At 62.0% G+C, this 18,987-nt stretch carries 18 protein-coding genes and 1 pseudogene; 7 read left to right on the top strand and 12 right to left on the bottom strand.

The window, feature by feature from the left end; translation table 11 throughout:
- Nucleotides 1–102: 102 nt before the first annotated feature.
- Nucleotides 103–900, top strand: coding sequence for a transporter substrate-binding domain-containing protein (locus AC1DLT_RS15755; RefSeq protein WP_477487358.1), 798 nt, complete (start codon nucleotides 103–105; stop codon nucleotides 898–900).
- 4 nt (nucleotides 901–904) lie between these two features.
- The gene (locus AC1DLT_RS15750; protein ID WP_477487357.1) at nucleotides 905–1,723 is read left to right on the top strand and encodes an amino acid ABC transporter permease; all 819 of its coding nucleotides are present in this window, start codon (nucleotides 905–907) and stop codon (nucleotides 1,721–1,723) included.
- Between the two features lie 91 nt (nucleotides 1,724–1,814).
- On the opposite strand, the gene ppk2 is transcribed toward AC1DLT_RS15750, so the two are convergent.
- A complete protein-coding gene (ppk2, locus tag AC1DLT_RS15745) occupies nucleotides 1,815–2,729 on the bottom strand; it encodes a polyphosphate kinase 2 (protein ID WP_105403853.1) in 915 nt (304 codons plus the stop codon).
- Between the two features lie 322 nt (nucleotides 2,730–3,051).
- On the opposite strand from ppk2, the gene leuC reads away from it, so the two are divergent.
- Nucleotides 3,052–4,461 (top strand): 3-isopropylmalate dehydratase large subunit, encoded by a 1,410-nt coding sequence (gene leuC, locus AC1DLT_RS15740; RefSeq protein ID WP_477487356.1) that lies wholly within the window; start codon nucleotides 3,052–3,054, stop codon nucleotides 4,459–4,461.
- A gap of 62 nt (nucleotides 4,462–4,523) precedes the next feature.
- On the opposite strand, the gene AC1DLT_RS15735 is transcribed toward leuC, so the two are convergent.
- Nucleotides 4,524–5,075 carry a L,D-transpeptidase family protein gene (locus AC1DLT_RS15735; protein WP_477487355.1) on the bottom strand — a complete coding sequence of 184 codons (552 nt, stop codon included), beginning with the start codon at nucleotides 5,073–5,075 and terminating at the stop codon, nucleotides 4,524–4,526.
- 213 nt (nucleotides 5,076–5,288) lie between these two features.
- Here AC1DLT_RS15735 and AC1DLT_RS15730 point away from each other — a divergent pair, with 213 nt between their 5' ends.
- Complete coding sequence (locus tag AC1DLT_RS15730; RefSeq protein ID WP_247137241.1) at nucleotides 5,289–5,972, top strand: response regulator transcription factor; 684 nt, start codon at nucleotides 5,289–5,291, stop codon at nucleotides 5,970–5,972.
- A 9-nt stretch (nucleotides 5,973–5,981) separates the two neighbouring features.
- Entirely contained in the window at nucleotides 5,982–6,437 is a 456-nt protein-coding gene (locus tag AC1DLT_RS15725) for a cyclic nucleotide-binding domain-containing protein (RefSeq protein WP_247035524.1), read from the top strand.
- Between the two features lie 194 nt (nucleotides 6,438–6,631).
- Here AC1DLT_RS15725 and AC1DLT_RS15720 read toward each other — a convergent pair whose 3' ends face one another.
- The 6 genes from AC1DLT_RS15720 to tesB all read right to left on the bottom strand — a co-directional run bounded on the left by AC1DLT_RS15720 (nucleotide 6,632) and on the right by tesB (nucleotide 14,124).
- Nucleotides 6,632–7,435, bottom strand: a complete 804-nt coding sequence (locus AC1DLT_RS15720; protein ID WP_477487354.1) for an exodeoxyribonuclease III — start codon at nucleotides 7,433–7,435, stop codon at nucleotides 6,632–6,634.
- Between the two features lie 111 nt (nucleotides 7,436–7,546).
- Nucleotides 7,547–8,203 carry an outer membrane lipoprotein carrier protein LolA gene (locus AC1DLT_RS15715; protein WP_247035523.1) on the bottom strand — a complete coding sequence of 219 codons (657 nt, stop codon included), beginning with the start codon at nucleotides 8,201–8,203 and terminating at the stop codon, nucleotides 7,547–7,549.
- Nucleotides 8,204–8,278: 75 nt separating this feature from the next.
- Nucleotides 8,279–10,978 carry an FtsK/SpoIIIE family DNA translocase gene (locus AC1DLT_RS15710; RefSeq protein ID WP_477487353.1) on the bottom strand — a complete coding sequence of 900 codons (2,700 nt, stop codon included), beginning with the start codon at nucleotides 10,976–10,978 and terminating at the stop codon, nucleotides 8,279–8,281.
- Between the two features lie 242 nt (nucleotides 10,979–11,220).
- Entirely contained in the window at nucleotides 11,221–12,648 is a 1,428-nt protein-coding gene (locus AC1DLT_RS15705; protein WP_038590973.1) for an ammonium transporter, read from the bottom strand.
- Nucleotides 12,649–12,677: 29 nt separating this feature from the next.
- Nucleotides 12,678–13,016: a P-II family nitrogen regulator gene (locus tag AC1DLT_RS15700; RefSeq protein ID WP_007773854.1), complete on the bottom strand. Its 339-nt coding sequence runs from the start codon at nucleotides 13,014–13,016 to the stop codon at nucleotides 12,678–12,680.
- A gap of 223 nt (nucleotides 13,017–13,239) precedes the next feature.
- Nucleotides 13,240–14,124, bottom strand: coding sequence for an acyl-CoA thioesterase II (gene tesB, locus AC1DLT_RS15695; RefSeq protein ID WP_151044898.1), 885 nt, complete (start codon nucleotides 14,122–14,124; stop codon nucleotides 13,240–13,242).
- Nucleotides 14,125–14,208: 84 nt separating this feature from the next.
- On the opposite strand from tesB, the pseudogene AC1DLT_RS15690 reads away from it, so the two are divergent.
- Nucleotides 14,209–15,426 (top strand): annotated as a pseudogene (locus AC1DLT_RS15690) (ubiquinone biosynthesis hydroxylase); the annotation flags it as partial.
- Between the two features lie 209 nt (nucleotides 15,427–15,635).
- Here the strand turns inward: AC1DLT_RS15690 and AC1DLT_RS15685 are convergent.
- From AC1DLT_RS15685 to AC1DLT_RS15670, 4 genes are all read right to left on the bottom strand, one after another.
- Nucleotides 15,636–15,824, bottom strand: a complete 189-nt coding sequence (locus tag AC1DLT_RS15685) for a Trm112 family protein (protein WP_038546737.1) — start codon at nucleotides 15,822–15,824, stop codon at nucleotides 15,636–15,638.
- A gap of 11 nt (nucleotides 15,825–15,835) precedes the next feature.
- The gene (locus tag AC1DLT_RS15680) at nucleotides 15,836–16,513 is read right to left on the bottom strand and encodes an LON peptidase substrate-binding domain-containing protein (RefSeq protein WP_477487352.1); all 678 of its coding nucleotides are present in this window, start codon (nucleotides 16,511–16,513) and stop codon (nucleotides 15,836–15,838) included.
- Nucleotides 16,514–16,663: 150 nt separating this feature from the next.
- Nucleotides 16,664–17,638 (bottom strand): thioredoxin, encoded by a 975-nt coding sequence (gene trxA, locus AC1DLT_RS15675; protein ID WP_477484986.1) that lies wholly within the window; start codon nucleotides 17,636–17,638, stop codon nucleotides 16,664–16,666.
- Nucleotides 17,639–17,696: 58 nt separating this feature from the next.
- Nucleotides 17,697–18,206 (bottom strand): prolyl-tRNA synthetase associated domain-containing protein, encoded by a 510-nt coding sequence (locus tag AC1DLT_RS15670; protein ID WP_477487351.1) that lies wholly within the window; start codon nucleotides 18,204–18,206, stop codon nucleotides 17,697–17,699.
- 319 nt (nucleotides 18,207–18,525) lie between these two features.
- Here AC1DLT_RS15670 and AC1DLT_RS15665 point away from each other — a divergent pair, with 319 nt between their 5' ends.
- The gene (locus AC1DLT_RS15665; protein WP_477487350.1) at nucleotides 18,526–18,984 is read left to right on the top strand and encodes a (2Fe-2S)-binding protein; all 459 of its coding nucleotides are present in this window, start codon (nucleotides 18,526–18,528) and stop codon (nucleotides 18,982–18,984) included.
- The last annotated feature ends 3 nt before the right edge of the window (nucleotides 18,985–18,987 follow it).

Raw genomic sequence — 18,987 nt, 5'->3', positions numbered from 1 at the left:
GGAGCACGGGAAAGTTGATGCCCCGCACCCGATTTCGCCGCTTGTCATCTGAGCCGGTTTCGTGAGAGTCGAATGCGGTTCTCATTTTACGGGAGTGTCCTGATGCCTTTCCGCCGCACCGTTATTGCCGGCCTTGCCGCATTCTTTCTTGCCCCCTCCCCGAGCCTTGCCATCGATCTTCCCGATCTCGGCGGCCGAACCGTCGTGGTGGTGACGGAAAACGCCTATCCGCCGCTGCAATTCGTCGATCCGAAGAGCGGCAAGGCGATCGGCTGGGAATATGATGCGATGAACGAGATCGCCAGGCGGCTGAACTTCAAGCTCGAATACCAGAACACCAGCTGGGACGCGATGATCCAGGCCGTTTCCGACGGGCAATACGACATCGGCATGACCGGCATCACCATCAAGGATGATCGTAAACAGAAGGTCGACTTCTCCGATCCCTATATGCGCTCACAGCAGCTGATGCTGGTGCGCGGCGATGAAAAACGCTTCGCCGACGCAAAGAGTTTTGCCGTCCTGACGACCGGACTGATCGGCGCCCAGCCGGGAACAAGCCCGTTCTACACGGCGGTCTACGAAATCCTCGACGGCAACGAGCAGAACCCGCGGATCAAGCTGTTCGAAACCTTTGGGGCGACCGTGCAGGCGCTGAAGGCGGGAGATGTCGATCTGGTGCTGACCGACAGCACCGCCGGCGACGGTTACGTCAAGGCCTCCGGCGATTCCTTGAAGCTGATCGGCGCGCCGCTCGGCACCGAGGATTTCGGCTTCATCTTCAAGAAGGGTTCGAATCTCGTTGCGCCGGTCAACGCCGCGATCGCCGCGCTGAAGGCTGACGGCACGCTCGATGCGCTGAACAAGAAGTGGTTCCTCGATTACAAGATGGGCCAGTAAAGGCATGGCGCCTTCGCGTCGCAGAACGTCCCAGCCGCAGGATTTCCCCTGGTGGCTGGTCGCCTTCGCGATACTTTGCCTCGGCCTGGCGGCAGTCATCGCCCTCAACGACCTTTATTCCCAGGTCTTCAATGTCGTCGCCAGGGGCATCGGCATCACGGTCGGCGTGACGCTGGCAGCCTTTCTCCTGGCGACGCTGCTGGGGCTCGGCATCGCGCTTGCAGGGCTTTCCGGCAATGTCGTGCTGAGGCAGGCGGCGCGTTTCTATATCGAGCTCATCCGCGGCATCCCGATCCTCGTCCTGCTCTTCTACATCGCCTTCGTCGGCGCACCGGCCTTCGTGACGCTCTACAATTGGGCGCTGTCGCCGCTGATCGAGCGCGGCTGGGTCCAGGCGCTTCTGGTGCGCGACGTCTCGCTCTTGTGGCGGGCGATCATCGCCCTGACGATCGGTTATGCAGCCTTCATCGCCGAAATCTTTCGCGCCGGGTTCCAGGCCGTCGACATCGGCCAGATCGAGGCGGCGAAGGCGCTGGGCTTCAGTCGCTGGCAGCGTTTCCGGCTGATCGTCTTTCCGCAGGCGATGCGGGTGATCCTGCCGCCGCTTTCCAACGACTTCGTCTCGATGGTGAAGGATAGTTCGCTCGTCTCGGTACTCGGCGTCGCCGACATCACCCAGATGGCCAAGGTCTACGCGGCCGGCTCCTTCCGCTTCTTCGAGACCTATTCGATCGTCACCTACATCTACCTGCTGCTGACGATCGGCCTGTCGCTGGCCCTGCGCGGCATCGAAGCACGTTTGCGGAGAAGGACAGAGCGCTAACGCAAAAGGCGGCCCGAAGGCCGCCTCGCCGTTTCAGTCTCTGTCGAGCGCCATACGCAGCGTCAACGACGGCAGGGCGCAGCAGTTTTGTTCAGTACACTTCCGGGACGTACATGTCCGCCGGCACCGGATGGCGGATGTAGTCGTCGTTCCGGACGCGGCCCGGCAGGTCGATCTGCTCCTTCGGAACGGTCTCGTAAGGCACCTGGGCGAGAAGATGGGAGATCATGTTGAGCCGCGCCTTCTTCTTGTCGACGGCCTGCACCACCCACCACGGCGCTTCCGGAATGTGGGTGCGCTGGAGCATCTCTTCCTTGGCCTTGGTATATTCTTCCCAGTGGACTCGGCTTTCGAGATCCATCGGCGACAGCTTCCACTGTTTCAGCGGATCGTGGATGCGCATCTTGAAGCGGAACTCCTGTTCCTCGTCGGTGATCGAGAACCAGTATTTGACGAGGATGATGCCCGAGCGGACCAGCATGCGTTCGAATTCAGGCACCGAGCGGAAGAACTCTTCCAGCTCGTCCTTGGTGCAGAAGCCCATGACCCGCTCGACGCCGGCGCGGTTGTACCAGGAGCGGTCGAACATCACCATTTCGCCGGCCGTCGGCAGGTGCGGCACGTAGCGCTGGAAATACCATTGGTTCTGTTCGCGCTCGGTTGGCGCCGGCAGCGCGACGACGCGGGCGACACGCGGATTGAGGCGCTGGGTGACGCGTTTGATGGCGCCGCCCTTGCCGGCCGAGTCGCGGCCTTCGAACAGCACCACCATCTTCAGCTTCTTGTACTGCACCCAGTCCTGCAGGCGGACGAGTTCGTGCTGGAGGCGGAACAGTTCGCGGAAATAGATCCGGCGGTCGATCGTCGCCTCGGCGGGCTCGGACATGCCCTCGGCGACCAGCTCGTCGAGCCGGTCCTCTTCCATCTGCATTTCCAGCTCTTCATCGAAGCTGTCGGCGATCTCTTCCTTGATGCGGCTGAGCTGGTCTTGCATGGGTTCGGACATCTTGGCATTCCTCCGTTATGGAAACTGAGATCAACCACGTTTCCGCGAAAGCTTTATGACAGAGATGCGACAGATTTCCCGCAACGCAATTCGATTGCCGATTTCTTCGGAAACTGGTATTCCAGCGGCCATGGGATCGAAATTCGGATGCCTCGCGAACCACATCGTCGTGCTGCAGGACCACAAGCGTCTGCCGGCACGCTTTTTCGCGCGGGTATCCGGGGCGCTTTGCGACCGACTTAGCTGACCTTCCTCAGCTTGAGGCAGCCCTAAGCTGCCGGATACCCATTTCCTGTTTCAGTCAGCTATACGGACAGCAGCCATGAGCGCACCTCGCACCCTTTATGACAAGATCTGGGACGACCACGTCGTTTCCGAGGATGAGAACCACACCTGTCTTCTCTATATCGACCGTCACCTCGTTCACGAAGTGACGTCGCCGCAGGCATTCGAAGGCCTGCGCATCGCCGGCCGCAAGGTCCGCGCGCCGGAAAAGACGCTTGCCGTCGTCGACCACAACGTGCCGACCACTGCCGACCGCCACGAAGGCATCAAGAACGAGGAAAGCCGCATCCAGGTGGAGGCGCTTGCCCAGAACGCCCATGACTTCGGCGTCGAATATTATTCGGAAAAGGACGTTCGCCAGGGCATCGTCCACATCGTCGGCCCTGAACAGGGTTTTACCCTGCCGGGCATGACCATCGTCTGCGGCGACAGCCACACCTCCACCCACGGCGCCTTCGGCGCGCTGGCGCACGGCATCGGCACGTCTGAAGTCGAGCACGTGCTCGCCACCCAGACGCTGGTGCAGAAGAAGGCGAAGAACATGCTGGTGCGCGTCGACGGCCAGCTGCCGCCGGGCGTTACCGCCAAGGACATCATCCTTGCCATCATCGGTGAAATCGGCACGGCCGGCGGCACCGGCCACGTCATCGAGTTCGCCGGCGAGGCGATCCGCGCACTCTCCATGGAAGGCCGCATGACGGTCTGCAACATGACGATCGAAGGCGGCGCCCGCGCCGGCCTGATCGCGCCGGACGAAAAGACTTTCGAATACATCAAGGACAAGCCGCGCGCCCCGAAGGGCAAGGCCTGGGATATGGCGCTCGACTACTGGAAGACGCTGCAGACGGACGAAGGCGCGCATTTCGACAAGGTCGTCGTGCTCGACGCCGCCAACCTGCCGCCGATTGTCTCCTGGGGCTCCTCGCCGGAAGACGTGATCTCGGTTGAAGGCTCCGTTCCGAACCCGGACGATATCCAGGACGAAACTAAGCGCACTTCGAAATGGCGCGCGCTGGACTATATGGGCCTGAAGCCGGGCACCAAGATCACCGACATCGCCATCGACCGCGTCTTCATCGGCTCCTGCACCAACGGCCGTATCGAAGACCTGCGCGCCGCAGCCAAAGTTGTCGAAGGCCGCACGGTCGCATCGACCGTGTCCGCCATGGTCGTCCCGGGCTCCGGCATCGTCAAGGAACAGGCGGAAGCAGAAGGCCTCGACAAGATCTTCAAGGATGCCGGTTTCGAATGGCGCGAGCCGGGCTGCTCGATGTGCCTGGCGATGAACGACGACCGCCTGAAGCCGGGCGAGCGCTGCGCCTCCACCTCCAACCGCAATTTCGAGGGCCGCCAAGGTTACAAGGGCCGCACGCATCTCGTCTCGCCGGCCATGGCCGCCGCAGCCGCGGTCGCCGGCCACTTCGTCGACATCCGCGAGTGGAAGTAAACGTCTTTCAATTCTGACTTCGAGATGCCCGGCCTCAGCGCCGGGCATTTTCGTTGCAGGCCTTAGCCGATCACCCTCACCACCGTACCCTTGCGCATGAAGCGGATCAGCCGTTTCATGTCGGGAAGGCTGACGGCGATGCAGCCGGCGGTCGGCTGGTAGCCGGGCTTGATCAGGTGGAAGAAGATCGCCGAGCCGCGGTTGCGGGCTCGCGAGGTGACGTTCCAGTCGAGCACGAGGCAGATGTCGTAGAGCCCGTCGGCGCGCATCATCTCTTCATGACTTGGCCGGAACGGCGCCTTCACCGGTCGATTGTACGACGGGTGCTCCGGCTGGTCGCACCACAGCAGGTCTTTATCGATGCGCGCGATCGAAAGCGGCGTCGGGGGCAGCGTCACGCGGTCCCCACGGACATAACCGCTGAGAAGGCGCATCGGCGCGATCGGCGTTGCACCATCCCCTTCCCGCTTGAAGGGAGAGGTGCCGGATCGCCCGAGCGCCGCCAGCACGGTGATACCGCCGAAGGCGACGATCGCCCGGCGCCGGTCGCGCGGCGCGGTGCGAACGGTGACGACGGCAGTCTTTTTGTGATCTCCCTCGCGAAAACGCTGCATTTCTCTCACAAGGTTTTGCTTTGAATATGATTTCGTTTGAATTCATAGCACACTAAAGCGCTGCGCATATTGAATCGAGACATCGTACTTTCCGAAAATCGATTCCGATTTTTGGGTCGATGCTGTAGGGATTTAGATCGAGGAGCCCTAAATGCGCTTCGATTGGCTGCAACAGCAGTCTGGACGCAACGGCGAGACGAAAGGCAAGAACGCATGGCAGCGCGCACGATACTCCTGGTGGACGACGACGATGATCTGCGCGAGACGCTTGTCGAGCAGTTGTCGTTCTACGACGAGTTCACAATCCTCCAGGAGGCGAATGCGGCCAAGGCGCTGCAGACAGCCAAGAATGCCCAGATCGACCTGCTGATCATGGACGTCGGCCTGCCGGACATGGACGGCCGCGAGGCGGTGAAACTGCTGCGCAAGAACGGTTTCAAGGCGCCGATCATCATGCTGACCGGCCACGACACCGATTCCGACACCATTCTCGGCCTCGAAGCCGGCGCCAACGACTATGTGACGAAGCCCTTCCGCTTCGCCGTGCTGCTTGCCCGCATCCGTGCCCAGCTTCGCCAGTACGAGCAGAGCGAGGACGCCACCTTCACGGTCGGCCCCTATCTCTTCAAGCCGAGCCAGAAGCTGCTGACCACCGAGGACGGCAAGAAGATCCGCCTGACCGAAAAGGAAGCGGCGATCATCCGCTACCTCTATCGCGCCGGCCAGAAGGTAGTGACGCGCGACGTCCTCCTGGAGGAAGTCTGGGGCTATAATTCCGGCGTCACTACGCATACGCTGGAAACCCATGTCTACCGTCTTCGCCAGAAGATCGAGCGCGATCCGTCGAGCGCCGAAATCCTGGTCACCGAAAACGGCGGCTACAAGATCGTACCGTAAAGGCCCCTGATGTCGCTGACCGAAGATATCCGCCTGCTTTCGCAGGTCCCGCTGTTCCGGGACATGAACGACGACCAGCTGCGCCTCGTCGCCTTCGGTGCCGAGCGGCGGCAGGTGACGACCGGCCAGCAGCTGTTTCGGGAGAAATCCCCGGCGGAATCGGCCTTCATCGTCGCAAGGGGTCGCTTCGAACTGCTGATGGCGGACCGCAGTGGCGAGATGAAGGTGGAAGCGACGGTCGGTCCCGGTACCCTTCTGTCGGAGCTGGCGCTCGTGACCATGGTGGAGCGCAAGTTCACCGCCGTGGCGATCGAGGACTCCGAGGCCCTGAAGATCAGCCGCTCGCTGTTCCACCGCCTGCTGGAGGAATATCCGCAGGTCGGCCGGGTGATCGAAAGCCGCATCCGCGACAATATCGCCAGCCTCGCCAAGGCGGCGGCGGCGATGCAGGATCGGTTTGCCTGAGGCTTCCTATTAATTTAACCGGGCCCGCAGCCCCCTCACCCGGCCTCCGCTTTGCTCGGCCATCCTCTCCCCGAGGGGAGAGGAAGAACAGCCGCGGCGCGGCATATCTCTTCTCCCCAGCGGGGAGAAGGTGCCGGTAGGCGGATGAGGGGGCCACAGTCCCGCAGCATATCGCGACGGATAATCTACCTATCTCAGAACTTGAACACCGCCGTCACCGGCACATGGTCCGAAGGCTGGTTCCAGCCGCGGGCTTCCTTCAGCACGTCGATGCGGTCGAGGAACGGCCCGAGGTCGGGCGAGGACCAGATATGGTCGAGCCGGCGGCCCTTGTTTGCCGCTTCCCAGTCCTTGGCGCGGTAGCTCCACCACGTATAGATCTTCTCCGGCTCCGGCGTGTGCTGGCGCATCAGGTCGAGCCAGCCGCCCTTGGCGATGATCTCCTTCATGCCATCGGTCTCGACAGGCGTGTGGCTGACGATCTTCAGGAGCTGCTTGTGTGACCAGACGTCGTGCTCCAGCGGCGCGATGTTGAGATCGCCGACGAGGATCGACGAGATGCCGGGCATGGCATCGGCCTTCAATGCCTTCATCTCCTCGACGAAATCGAGCTTGTGGCCGAATTTCGGGTTGATCGTCCGGTCCGGCTCGTCGCCGCCGGCGGGCACGTAGAAATTATGCAGGCGGATCCGCCGCGAGCCGCGCTCGAAGATCGCCGAGATGTGCCGGGCATCGCCGACATTGCAGTAGTTCTGACGATGGTCTTCAAGGAGCGGCACCTTCGAGGCTATGGCAACGCCGTGATAACCCTTCTGGCCGTGGATGATGATGTGCTGGTAACCGAGATCCTTCAGCGGCTGCAGCGGAAACTCCGGCTCCTGGCACTTGATTTCCTGCAGGCAGAGAATGTCCGGCTTGTAGCGGACGAGGAACTGCTGGACGATCGGCATGCGCAGCCGCACGGAGTTGATATTCCAGGTCGTGATCGAAAATGTCATGATATCCCTCGGGCTTCGCCCGCGAGCTTTAGGAAATTTTGCGACCCCTGAGAAGCGAAAAGGGCCGCGCAATGAAGCGCAGCCCCTTATTCAGTTCAGGCCCTGCCGAGGTCAGCCCTTGCGGACGTCCTCATAGGGGATGGTGAAGACCTTTTCGTCCAGGTTCACGCCGTTCTGGACGTTGTAGATCATCACCGACGTATCCTTGTTCTGGGCGTCGGTGATCGTCCATTGGCGCAGGTCGTAGGTCTTGGAATCGAACATCATGGTAATGGTCGAATCGCCGAAGACGGTCTTGTTGCCGAGTACGATGGTGGTCAGATCGGACTCTTCCTTGACGTCGCGGACCATCTGGTTGCCAAGGTCGATACGGCTCGCCAAAAGCAGGCTGAGCGGCGTCTTGGAAAGCGGATAGATATCCCAGGTCTTGAGCTTCATATTGCCGATGACAACGTTCTTGCCGTCGGCAATGACACGGATCGGCGACGGATCCTCGAAGTTGAAGCGCAGCTTGCCGGGTCGCTCGATAAAAAATTTGCCGCCGGTCTGCTCTCCGCGCGGGCCGAACTGCACGAATTCGCCCATCATGGTTTTGACCGACGAGAAGTGGTCGGCGATCTTCTGAGCCGCAGCACTGCCGGCGCTCTGGGCGAAGCCGACGTTCGGCGCAAAGGCAGCCGCTGCCAGGCCCGCAAGCCCCAGCGAAAACTGCCGGCGGCCGAGCGCGCTGGAATTGATGTTTGAAAGGATGGTCTTTTCGTTCTTCATTCTAGTCTCCTTTCGTTATTCCTCCGCACCAAAGGCGGCGGCTTGATGGCCGCGCCCGTGGCGATCACGAAAGCCTTACCGTTCGAGGATGTCGCCCTCGGTCGGCACCAGGATTTCGCGTTTGCCGGCATGGTTGGCCGGCCCGATCAGCCCTTCCTGCTCCATCCGCTCGATGAGCGAGGCGGCACGGTTGTAGCCGATGCCGAGACGGCGCTGGACATAGGACGTCGACGCCTTGCCGTCCCGCAGCACGATCGCCACCGCTTGATCATAGGGATCGTCCGACTCCGCGAGGTTGGACATGCCGGCCGGGCCGGAACCGTCGCCGTCCTCGTCGTCATCGGCCGTGATCGCATCGAGATATTGGGGGTGCCCTTGAGTTTTCAAGTAGGCGACGATGTCTTCGACCTCCGTATCGGAGACGAAGGGCCCGTGGACGCGCTGGATGCGGCCGCCACCGGCCATGTAGAGCATGTCGCCCATGCCGAGCAACTGTTCGGCGCCCTGCTCGCCCAAAATGGTGCGGCTGTCGATCTTCGAGGTGACCTGGAAGGAAATGCGGGTCGGGAAGTTCGCCTTGATCGTGCCGGTGATGACGTCGACCGAAGGGCGCTGCGTCGCCATGATCACATGGATGCCGGCGGCACGCGCCATCTGCGCCAGGCGCTGCACGGCGCCTTCGATATCCTTGCCGGCGACCATCATCAGGTCGGCCATTTCGTCGATGATCACGACGATGTAGGGGATCGGTGCGAGATCGAATTCTTCCGTCTCGTACATGGCCTCACCGGTATGACGGTCGAAACCGGTCTGCACGGTGCGGGTCAGTACCTCGCCCTTTTCCATCGCCTGCTCGACGCGGCTGTTGAAGCCGTCGATGTTGCGCACACCGATCTTCGACATCTTCTTGTAGCGCTCTTCCATCTCCCGGACGGTCCACTTGAGCGCAACGACAGCCTTCTTCGGGTCGGTGACCACAGGCGACAGGAGGTGCGGGATGCCGTCATAGACGGAGAGTTCGAGCATTTTCGGGTCGATCATGATCAGGCGGCACTTCTCCGGCGTGTAGCGGTAGAGAAGCGACAGGATCATGGTGTTGATGGCGACCGATTTACCCGAACCGGTGGTGCCGGCGACGAGCAGATGCGGCATCTTGGCAAGGTCGGCGACGACGGGCTCGCCGCCGATCGTCTTGCCGAGCGCCATGGCGAGCTTCGCCTTGCTGTTTTCGAAATCCTTGCTGCCGATCATTTCGCGCAGGTAGACCGTCTCGCGGGTGCGGTTCGGCAGTTCGATACCGATCGCGTTGCGGCCGGGAACGACGGCGACGCGGGCGGCGATCGCGCTCATTGAACGGGCAATATCGTCCGCAAGGCCGATGACGCGCGACGACTTGATGCCCGGTGCAGGCTCGAGTTCGTAAAGCGTGACGACCGGGCCGGGGCGGACATGGATGATCTCGCCCTTGACGCCGAAATCTTCGAGAACGCCTTCCAGAAGGCGGGCATTCTGTTCCAGCGCATCGGCGGACAGCGAGGCGTCGCGGGCAACGGCCTTCGGTTCGCTAAGGAGGTGCACGGATGGAAGCTGGAACCCGTCAGGCGCTATGAACGAGCCTTGGGCCTCGCGGGCGACACGAGCGCTCGGTCTCGGCGGCGTGGCCGAGGGCGCGACGCGCTGTTGGACGCGGACGCCATTGACGGTCTGCGGTGCGCGCGAGGCGACGAACGGCGCATCATCGTCCTCGTCGTCATCGGCCAAGATGCCCGCGGGGCGCGGCGGCATGTCGTCCCGGTCGAACGGCGGATCGTAATCGTCGTCTTCGTCATGGCTGGAAATCGGCGGAGCGGCCACCACCCGGCGCGGCGAGGTGACCCGCTCGGCCGGACCGTCAAGCGAAGGTTCCATGCGACGGCCGGGCACGACAGGCGCCGATCTCGCGCGGACCGGCTCGTTCAGCGTCCCGAATTCGTCCTCGTTGAAATCGTAGGGTTGGTCGAATTCCATCCGGCGGCGCGGCTTGATGCCGGCGAGACGGCGTAACCGCGCCTGGGCGATATACCAGTAGTGAGCAAGAGCGCCGAACGCCAGGAAACCAGCAAACCGGTCCTCGTCGTCCTCTTCCTCGATCTCCTCGCGCTTGGAGCGGGTCTTGGCGGCGGCAACAGGCTGATCGTCATCCTCGGCGTCGTCCTCGAAGGCTTCGCCGACCAGGCCCGATGCAAACAGCATCAGCCAGGCGCAGGGGACGGTGAAGATGCAGCCGAGGACGACCGCCACGGTACCGGTCGGATAGGCGCCGACGAACAATGCCGGGAACCGCAGGATCATATCGCCGATGACGCCGCCGATGCCGTTCGGGATCGGCCAGGTGAGCGGTGCGGGAAAGCAGCCCAATGTCGCAGACGCCAGCAGCGTGCCGCCGCCCCAGGCCGCAAGGCGCGCCGGAACGCGGTCGTATTTACGCCCCGCGATCAAAGCCAGAGCGAAGGCGAGCACCGGCAGCAGGGCGACGAGGCTTGCAAGGCCGAGGAACTGCATCATCAGGTCAGCGAAGGCAGCCCCCGGGAAGCCCAGGAGATTGGTCGGCGCATTGTCGGTCGCATAGGAGAAGCTTGGGTCGGCGACGTTCCAGGTTGCCAGTGCGGCAACCGCCAGCGCCAGCGCGAAGAATATCCCGAAACCGGCGAGCGCCAGCGCCTGGCGCCACACGAAGGCGGTGAGCACCAGGCGGGTGGACCGGTTTGCCATAGCCGCTGAACTGCTTCTGCCCATCGTGTCTGCCCGCCGTCCTTGAACGCAACTACAAGCGCGAATCGGCAACCTGAGAGCTGATTCACGCAATTCCAGCGGAGAATAGCGCGATGGTGGTTAATGTCCCTTTAACCACAACGGGTCTGGCGGAGGCTGAAAACATGAATAAAAAACCCGGGTCGAAACCCGGGCCAATGCAGTTTGAACAAAAACCACGATACAACGTGCTGCGGCAGCGGTCACCCGCCGCCGCGAGCCGTAGATCAGGACGCGTGATACGCCGCTTCGCCGTGGGTCGCGAGGTCGAGACCTTCGCGTTCGGCTTCGACGGTGACGCGCAGGCCGACGATCAGGTCGACGACCTTGTAGAGGATCGCCGAACCGATGCCCGACCACAGGAGGGTGGTTAGGACGCCCTTGAACTGTGCCCAGACCTGGGTCGCGGTGCCGGAATAGGAGGCAGCGAAGTCGGCCGTCGAATAATCGACGATGCCTGCACCGCCGAGTGCCGGGTTGACGAGGATACCGGTGCCGATGGCGCCGAGGATGCCGCCGACGCAATGGACGCCGAAGACATCAAGCGAGTCGTCGTAGTTGAACTTGTTCTTCACCACGTCGACGAAGAAGTAGCAGACCGGCGATACGATGAGGCCGAGAACGATCGAGCCCATCGGGCCGGCAAAACCGGCAGCCGGGGTGACGGCGACGAGACCGGCAACCGCACCCGAGGCAGCACCCAGCATGGAGGCCTTGCCGCGGGAGAAGGTTTCAACCAGGCACCACGACACGGCGGCGGCAGCCGTCGCGACGAAGGTGTTGATCATGGCGAGCGATGCGTAGGCGTTGGCTTCGAGGTTGGAGCCGGCGTTAAAGCCGAACCAGCCGACCCAGAGGAGCGAAGCGCCGACCATGGTAAGGGTCATGGAGTGCGGAGCCATGATGTCCTTCTTGTAGCCGGTGCGCTTGCCGAGCATGATCGCGCCGACGAGGCCCGCAATGCCGGCATTGATGTGTACGACGGTGCCGCCGGCAAAATCGATCGCTCCATAGGAGAAGATCAGGCCGGACGGATCCGCATAGGCGCTCGGGCCACCCCAGAACCAGACCATGTGCGCCATCGGGAAATAGATGAACGTGACCCACAGGATGACGAAGAGCATGACGGCCGAGAACTTGATGCGCTCGGCAAAGGCGCCGACGATCAGGGCCGGCGTGATGCAGGCAAACGTCATCTGGAAGCAGACGAAGGTCAGTTCCGGAATGGCGACGCCCTTGGTGAAGGTCTCGGCAAGCGACGACGTGGTGACGCCGGCAAGGAACATCTTGGAGAAGCCGCCGACGAAGCTGTTCAGCGAACCGCCGTTGGTGAAGGCGAGCGAATAGCCGTAGGTGACCCAGATGATCATCACGACGGCCGTGATCATGAAGACCTGCATCAGCACGGACAGCATGTTCTTGGCGCGGACGAGACCACCGTAGAAGAGCGCGAGGCCCGGAATGGTCATCAGCAGGACGAGAATGGTCGAGATGAGCATCCAGGTGTTGTCACCCTTGTCCATCGTCATGGCCGGAGCAGCGGCGGCAGCAGCAGCCGGTGCGGCGGCCGTCTGCGCAAAAGCGACGGCGGGCGCAAGAAGCGCCGCGGCGGCGGCACCCACGCGTCCCAGAGTGGAAATCCTGTTAAATTGCATAGCTAAAAAACTCCCCTGTCAACCGTGCTTCAAAGCGCTTCTGTGTTGGTTTCGCCGGTACGGATGCGCACGGCCTGCTCGATCGAATACACGAAGATCTTGCCATCGCCGATCTGGCCGGTCTTGGCGGCCGAAGCGATCGCATCCACGGCCTTTTCGACGAGGTCGGAGGGGACTGCGATTTCGATCTTCAGTTTTGGCAGAAAACTTACGGCATATTCGGTACCGCGATAGATTTCGGTATGTCCCTTTTGGCGACCGTAACCTTTGACTTCGGTTACGGTCAGGCCCTGGATACCGACAGCCGTGAGGGCTTCGCGCACCTCATCCAGCTTGAACGGCTTGATAATGGCCATCACGATTTTCATCTGGCTTTCCCATCCTTTGTTTGTCCTCGGCCAAGGCCGACTCTCCTCATCGACGTCAGATCATGACAGCGACTGGCCAGATACATTCAAGGGGCGTGCCAGTTTCGAGACACCGTATAAGTTATTGAAATGTAAAGAACTAAACAGCCGGTCTCAAAAAACGGGCATTTGGATGGCGCAATCACGTCCAAAACTTGTGCAAATTTGAAAAATTGCACAACTATTAATCATTTGCCTTTTTCCGAATCAATCCTTCCTGGGCGACTGAGGCGATCAGTGTGCCAGAACGGGTGTAAATGCTGCCGCGGGTCATTCCGCGGGCGCCGGAGGCGCTGGGACTGTCCTGCGTGTAGAGGAGCCAGTCGTCAAATGTGACGGGCCGATGAAACCACATCGCATGGTCGAGGCTCGCCGCCTGAAGTGTCGGATCGAAGATCGACGTGCCGTGCGGATAGAGCGATGCGTCGAGCAACGTCATGTCGGAAAGATAGGCGAGCACGGCGGCCTGATAGTGACGGTCGGACGGCACCTGCCCGACGGTGCGAACCCAGATGTCCTGCCGCGGTTCGAGCTTGTCCCTGGTGAGATAGTGCACGAGCGAGGTCGGACGCACTTCGATCGGCCGCTCCCGGCTCCAGTAGCGACGCACATTCTCCGGCGCCTTTTTGAGGAAGAGTTCCTTGAACTCCTTCTCCCCCATCAGATCTTCCGGCTGCGTCACCGAAGGCATGTCGATCTGGTGATCATAACCGTCCTCCTCCACCTGGAACGAAGCAGACATGGCGAAGATCGCCTTACCGTGCTGCACCGCCACCGCCCGCCGAGTGGTGAAGCTTGACCCGTCGCGGATGCGCTCCACCTGATAGAGGATCGGAACGGAAGGATCGCCGGGACGCATGAAATAGGCATGCAGCGAATGCACGAAACGATCGGCCGCGACGGTCCGCTGGGTGGCCATCAGGGCCTGGGCGATCACTTGTCCGCCGAAAACCCGCTGCCACCCTACATCGGGACTGGTGCCGCGATAGATGTTCTCCTCGAGCTTTTCGAGGTCGAGAGTCGCGATCAGCTGTTCCATGGCGGAGGGGGATTCGGTCTGGCGCGACATTATGACGAACTCCGGCGATAGGAAGCGGCTGTCGGATGATCTATATCCACCACATGATATTCTCAAGTCTCACGGGAGTTTAGGCAAATGCTGGACATGCTGGTTGTAGGAGGCGGTTATGTGGGTCTCGCCGCCGCTGTCGCGGTCAAGCAGGCAGCGCCGCATCTGCAGGTCGAGGTGATCGAGGCGGCTCCTGCCGGCGTCTGGGAAAAGGACGAGCGAGCCTCCGCCATCATCGCCGCCGCAACCCGCATGCTGGACGTCATCGGCGTCTGGAACGAGATTGCCGTGGACGCTCAGCCGATCAACCGGATGGTTGTCACCGACAGCCGCACGTCCGATCCGGTGCGCCCGGTCTTCCTCACCTTCGACGGCGAAATCGAGGAAGGCAGGCCGTTCGCCCATATGGTGCCGAACGTCGCCATGGTGCGGGCACTGCGCGGCGCCGCCGAACGCCTCGGGATTGCCATCCGCCACGGACTTTCCGCCACCGGCTTCCAGTCCGGCAGCACCCGCTGCACCGTGTCGCTCTCCGACGGTTCGGCCGTCGAAACCCGCCTTCTGGTCGCCTGCGACGGCGTGCGCTCCAAACTGCGCGACATGGCCGGCATCAAGACCGTCACCTGGGATTACGGCCAGTCGGGCATCGTCGCGACGGTTGCTCACGAGCGGCCGCATGAAGGTGTGGCGGAAGAACATTTCCTGCCGTCCGGCCCGTTTGCCATCCTGCCGCTCACCAACAACCGCTCCTCGCTCGTCTGGACGGAGCGCACGACTGAGGCCAATCGACTGGTTGCCTCCGACGACCTGGTGTTCGAGGAGGAACTGCAGCGCCGCTTCGGCCACAAGCTCGGCGAACTGACGGTGGTCGGCGACAAACGCGCCTTCCCGCTCGGCCTGACCCTCGCCCGCGCCTTCGTGGCGCCGCGCATCGCCCTTGCCGGCGATGCGGCGCACGGTATTCACCCGATTTCCGGCCAGGGCCTCAATCTCGGCTTCAAGGACGTCGCGGCGCTCGCCGAAACGGTGGTTGAAGCCGATCGTCTCGGCCTCGATATCGGCGCACTCAACGTGCTGGAGCGTTACCAGTCCTGGCGGCGTTTCGACACGTTCCGCATGGGTGTGACGACTGACGTGCTGAACCGGCTGTTCTCCAACGACATCACGCCCATCCGCATCGCCCGCGACTTCGGGTTGGGCATTGTCGAACGAATGCCGAAGCTGAAAAGCTTCTTCATCGACCAAGCGGCGGGAAAGAGCGGCGAAGACGGCCCGAAGCTGCTGGCGGGCGAGGCGATTTAAGCACGCGCCCACAGCCCCTCATCCCGCTGCCGCGACCTTCTCCCCGCAAGCGGGGCGAAGGGGTTATGCCGCGCCGGCCTCCTCAAGGAACGATCTTAAGCGGCTTGTGGCGACGTCGGAAACAGAGCGGGAAGTTCGCCGCGTTCCTCCTTCGCCCCGCAAGCGGGGAGAAGGTGCCGGCAGGCGGATGAGGGGCAACAGCCAGCCTGTTAGTCCTCGATCTTGCGCGCCTCGGAAATCAGCATGATCGGAATACCGTCACGGATCGGGTAGGCGAGCTGCGCCTTCTGGGAGATGAGCTCGTTGGTCTCTCGGTTGAAGGACAGCCGGCTCTTGGAGAGCGGGCAGACGAGCAGGTCGAGCAGTTTGGGATCGACCTTGCTGAGTTTCTCGTCCATGGACTTGGGCCTTACTGGAGCATGGTGTCGGAATCGCCAAAATCCCGCGCCAGCAGGATTTCCGTGATCGCGATCAGCGTTTCAGCGCGGGTCCGCAGGTCCGGCGCTTCGAGGAGAGCCTGTTTCTCCGCAGGTCCGAAGGGCGACATCATCGACAGGGAGTTGACGAGCGTCCGGTTGCCGGCGCGCTCGACGCTTTCCCAATCCGCCTCCAGCTTGTTGGCGTCAAGATAAGCGCGGAAGACGCGCAACAGCTCGGTGCGGTCGACCGTGCTCTCGTCGTCCTCGGTGGAGAGGTCCGTCATCATCGGGGCGATCTTGAAGGTGCGATAGGGATGGCCGTGGCCCACCTCTTCGATGAGCCGGAACCGGCAGATGCCGCTGATCGAGGTGATGTACCGGCCATCGCCGGTTTCGGCAAGCGATGTGATGCGGCCGATGCAGCCGACCGTCGAGAGCGGAGCCCGCGGGCCTTCGACTGCCTCGCCGGATTCAAGCAGCGATGGCTGTACGATACCGATCAGCCGGTTACCTGCAAGCGCCGCATCGAACATGGCAAGATAACGCGGCTCGAAGATGTTGAGCGGCAGCTGTCCGCCCGGCAGAAGCAATGCGCCGGTAAGAGGAAAGACAGGAACCGTCTCCGGCAGATCCTCGCGCTTCAGATATCTCGCATTTCCCACATGCATGGGTCCGACACCTCCCAGACGACCACCGGCTCAGACCAAAGATTCGCTGATTGAAGTAATGTGGGGCACCCACCGGAGAACGCAAGGCCAATCCTTGAGGATCGGCCTTGCTTGCGAACACAGGCCCGTGTTCACGAAAACGGGCTCTGTCTACGAAAACAGGATGGAGGAGAGGCGGCGGCGGGCCGCGATGGTCGCCGGATCCTTCGGTCCCCAGACATCAAAGAACGCCAGGAGTTGGCGGCGGGCACCGTCGTCGTCGAACGTGCGATCCTTGCGCATGATCGTCAGCAGGTGCTCGGCGGCCTTGTCCCGTTCGCCCTGAACGTTGAGGATCTTGGCAAGCTTCAGGCGGGCGTCGTGGTCGTCCGGATTGGCATCGAGCTGGCGCTCGAGAGCCACGGGATCGCCAAGCTTGCGGGCTTCATCGATCTGCTCGAGCTTCTTGGCGACCGCCTGGATCGCCGGATCCTTGGCAAGCTCTTCCGGAAGGGAGGCGAGCATCTGGCTGGCGCGAGCCGTCTCGCCCATGGCGATCAGGCACTGCATCATCCCGGCGGCGGCCTTGGCATTTTCCGGATCGGCCTGCAGGACGGCGCCGTAAAGCTGGGCCGCGTCTTGGATATCGCCGGCGACCAGGAAGGCCTCCGCTTCGGCGAGCGCCCCTTCGATCTCGGCCGCATCTTCTGCGCCGGGAGGTCCGGCAAGCTTGTCGATGAACTGGCGCACCTGGCTTTCCGGCACCGCACCCATGAAACCGTCGACCGGACGACCATCGACAAAGGCGATCACCGCCGGGATCGACTGGATACCGAGCTGACCGGGGATCGACGGATGATCGTCGATATTCATCTTGACGAGCTTGACCCGACCCTGGCCTTCGTTGACGACCTTTTCGAGCACCGGCGTCAGCTGCTTGCAGGGACCGCACCACGGCGCCCAGAAATCGACGAGAACCGGCTGGCGGCGCGATTCTTCCAGAACATCCTTGGTGAAACCGGCCGTGCTCGTATCGGACACGTAACTCCCTGCAGGCGCCGACGTGGCGGGTGCCGCGCCAAAACTCGCCGAGGCGGTCATCTGTCCGCCGTAAGAACCGCCATAGGGGTTATTGCTGCCGCTCATGAATGTTCTCCCGGGAACGCTTTCGCATCTTTGCCATATAGGCTGCAAAGATCGTATGTCAGTCTGTCACTTTCAAGACAAGCGGCGGATGGCCGGTCGCTTCCAGAAAACGGATGAGATCGTCGCGCCCGATCGACGTGGTGGCATCGTTCGACAGCGGATGGCCGTTGATGGTGTCGTGCTTCATCAGGTCTTCGTCGAGCACGAAGGTGACATTGCGTCCCGTATCGTTGAAGGCACCGAATACCGTCACCGAGCCGGGAACCACGCCGAGATAGTCCAGAAGCATTTCGGGCCGCCCGAACGAGACGCGGCCCGACGCTCCGATCACCTTGTGCACGGTCTTCAGGTCGACCGTCGCGCGTTCCTCGACCGTCAGGACGAAATACTGGTCCTTCTTGTCCTTCACGAACAGGTTCTTGGTGTGGCCGCCGGGGATCTCGTCACGCAGGCTTTCGGACTCGGCAACCGTGAAGACCGGCGGGTGCGTCTTGGTCGAATGGGCAATGTTCAGGCTGTCGAGGAAACGGAAAAGATCCTCGGCGGTTTTCGGCTCTGTCTCGGTCATGCTGATGGATTGGCTCTGTTGGCGGGCGGTTGAGACGCAACCATAACCACAATGTTGCCCTCGGCCAAGGGAAGCGCACACGATCTCGTGAAGCGCTTGACCCAGAATGATGGGCGACCATTTAAACAGACATGGAGAACCGGCCTCCGACTATTCGGTCGGCGGCCTGTAGCCAATTGATAAATAATAACTACTCCAGTTAACTCAAGTTTATTCCGCGCGGCTTTTCGCGCCTCTCGATACCGGCCCCGGCCAATAACTGCCGCTCAATCTCCAGTGCCGGCGCAGCGCCCGGCTTCTTAACGGAAAGGTCTGCCTCATGGTCACCTTCACGCTCAACGGACAGGAAAGAACGTTCGACGGCGACCCCGACACTCCGCTTCTCTGGGTCATCCGCGATTTCGAAAAGCTCACCGGCACCAAATACGGTTGCGGCGTCGCCCAGTGCGGCGCCTGCACGGTTCATCTCGACGGCATGCCGCGGCGTTCCTGCGTGGCCCCGATCGCCACGATCGAAGGCTCGGAGGTCGTCACTATCGAGGGCGTTTCCGGCACGGAAGCCGATGCGGTCAAGACCGCCTGGACCGGCCTCGACGTGCCGCAATGCGGTTACTGTCAGTCCGGGCAGATCATGTCGGCGGTCGCCCTGCTGCAGATGGTGCCGAAGCCGACGGATGCCGATATCGACGGCGCGATGGCCGGCAATATCTGTCGATGCGCCACCTACCATCGCATCCGTGCGGCGATCCACAATGCCGCCAGCTCGATGGAGGGTTGAGCC

Source organism: Neorhizobium sp. 05N33 (genome assembly GCF_056397445.1).
Note: the sequence above shows the minus strand (reverse complement) of the source record. Positions and strands in the feature narration are given on the sequence as shown.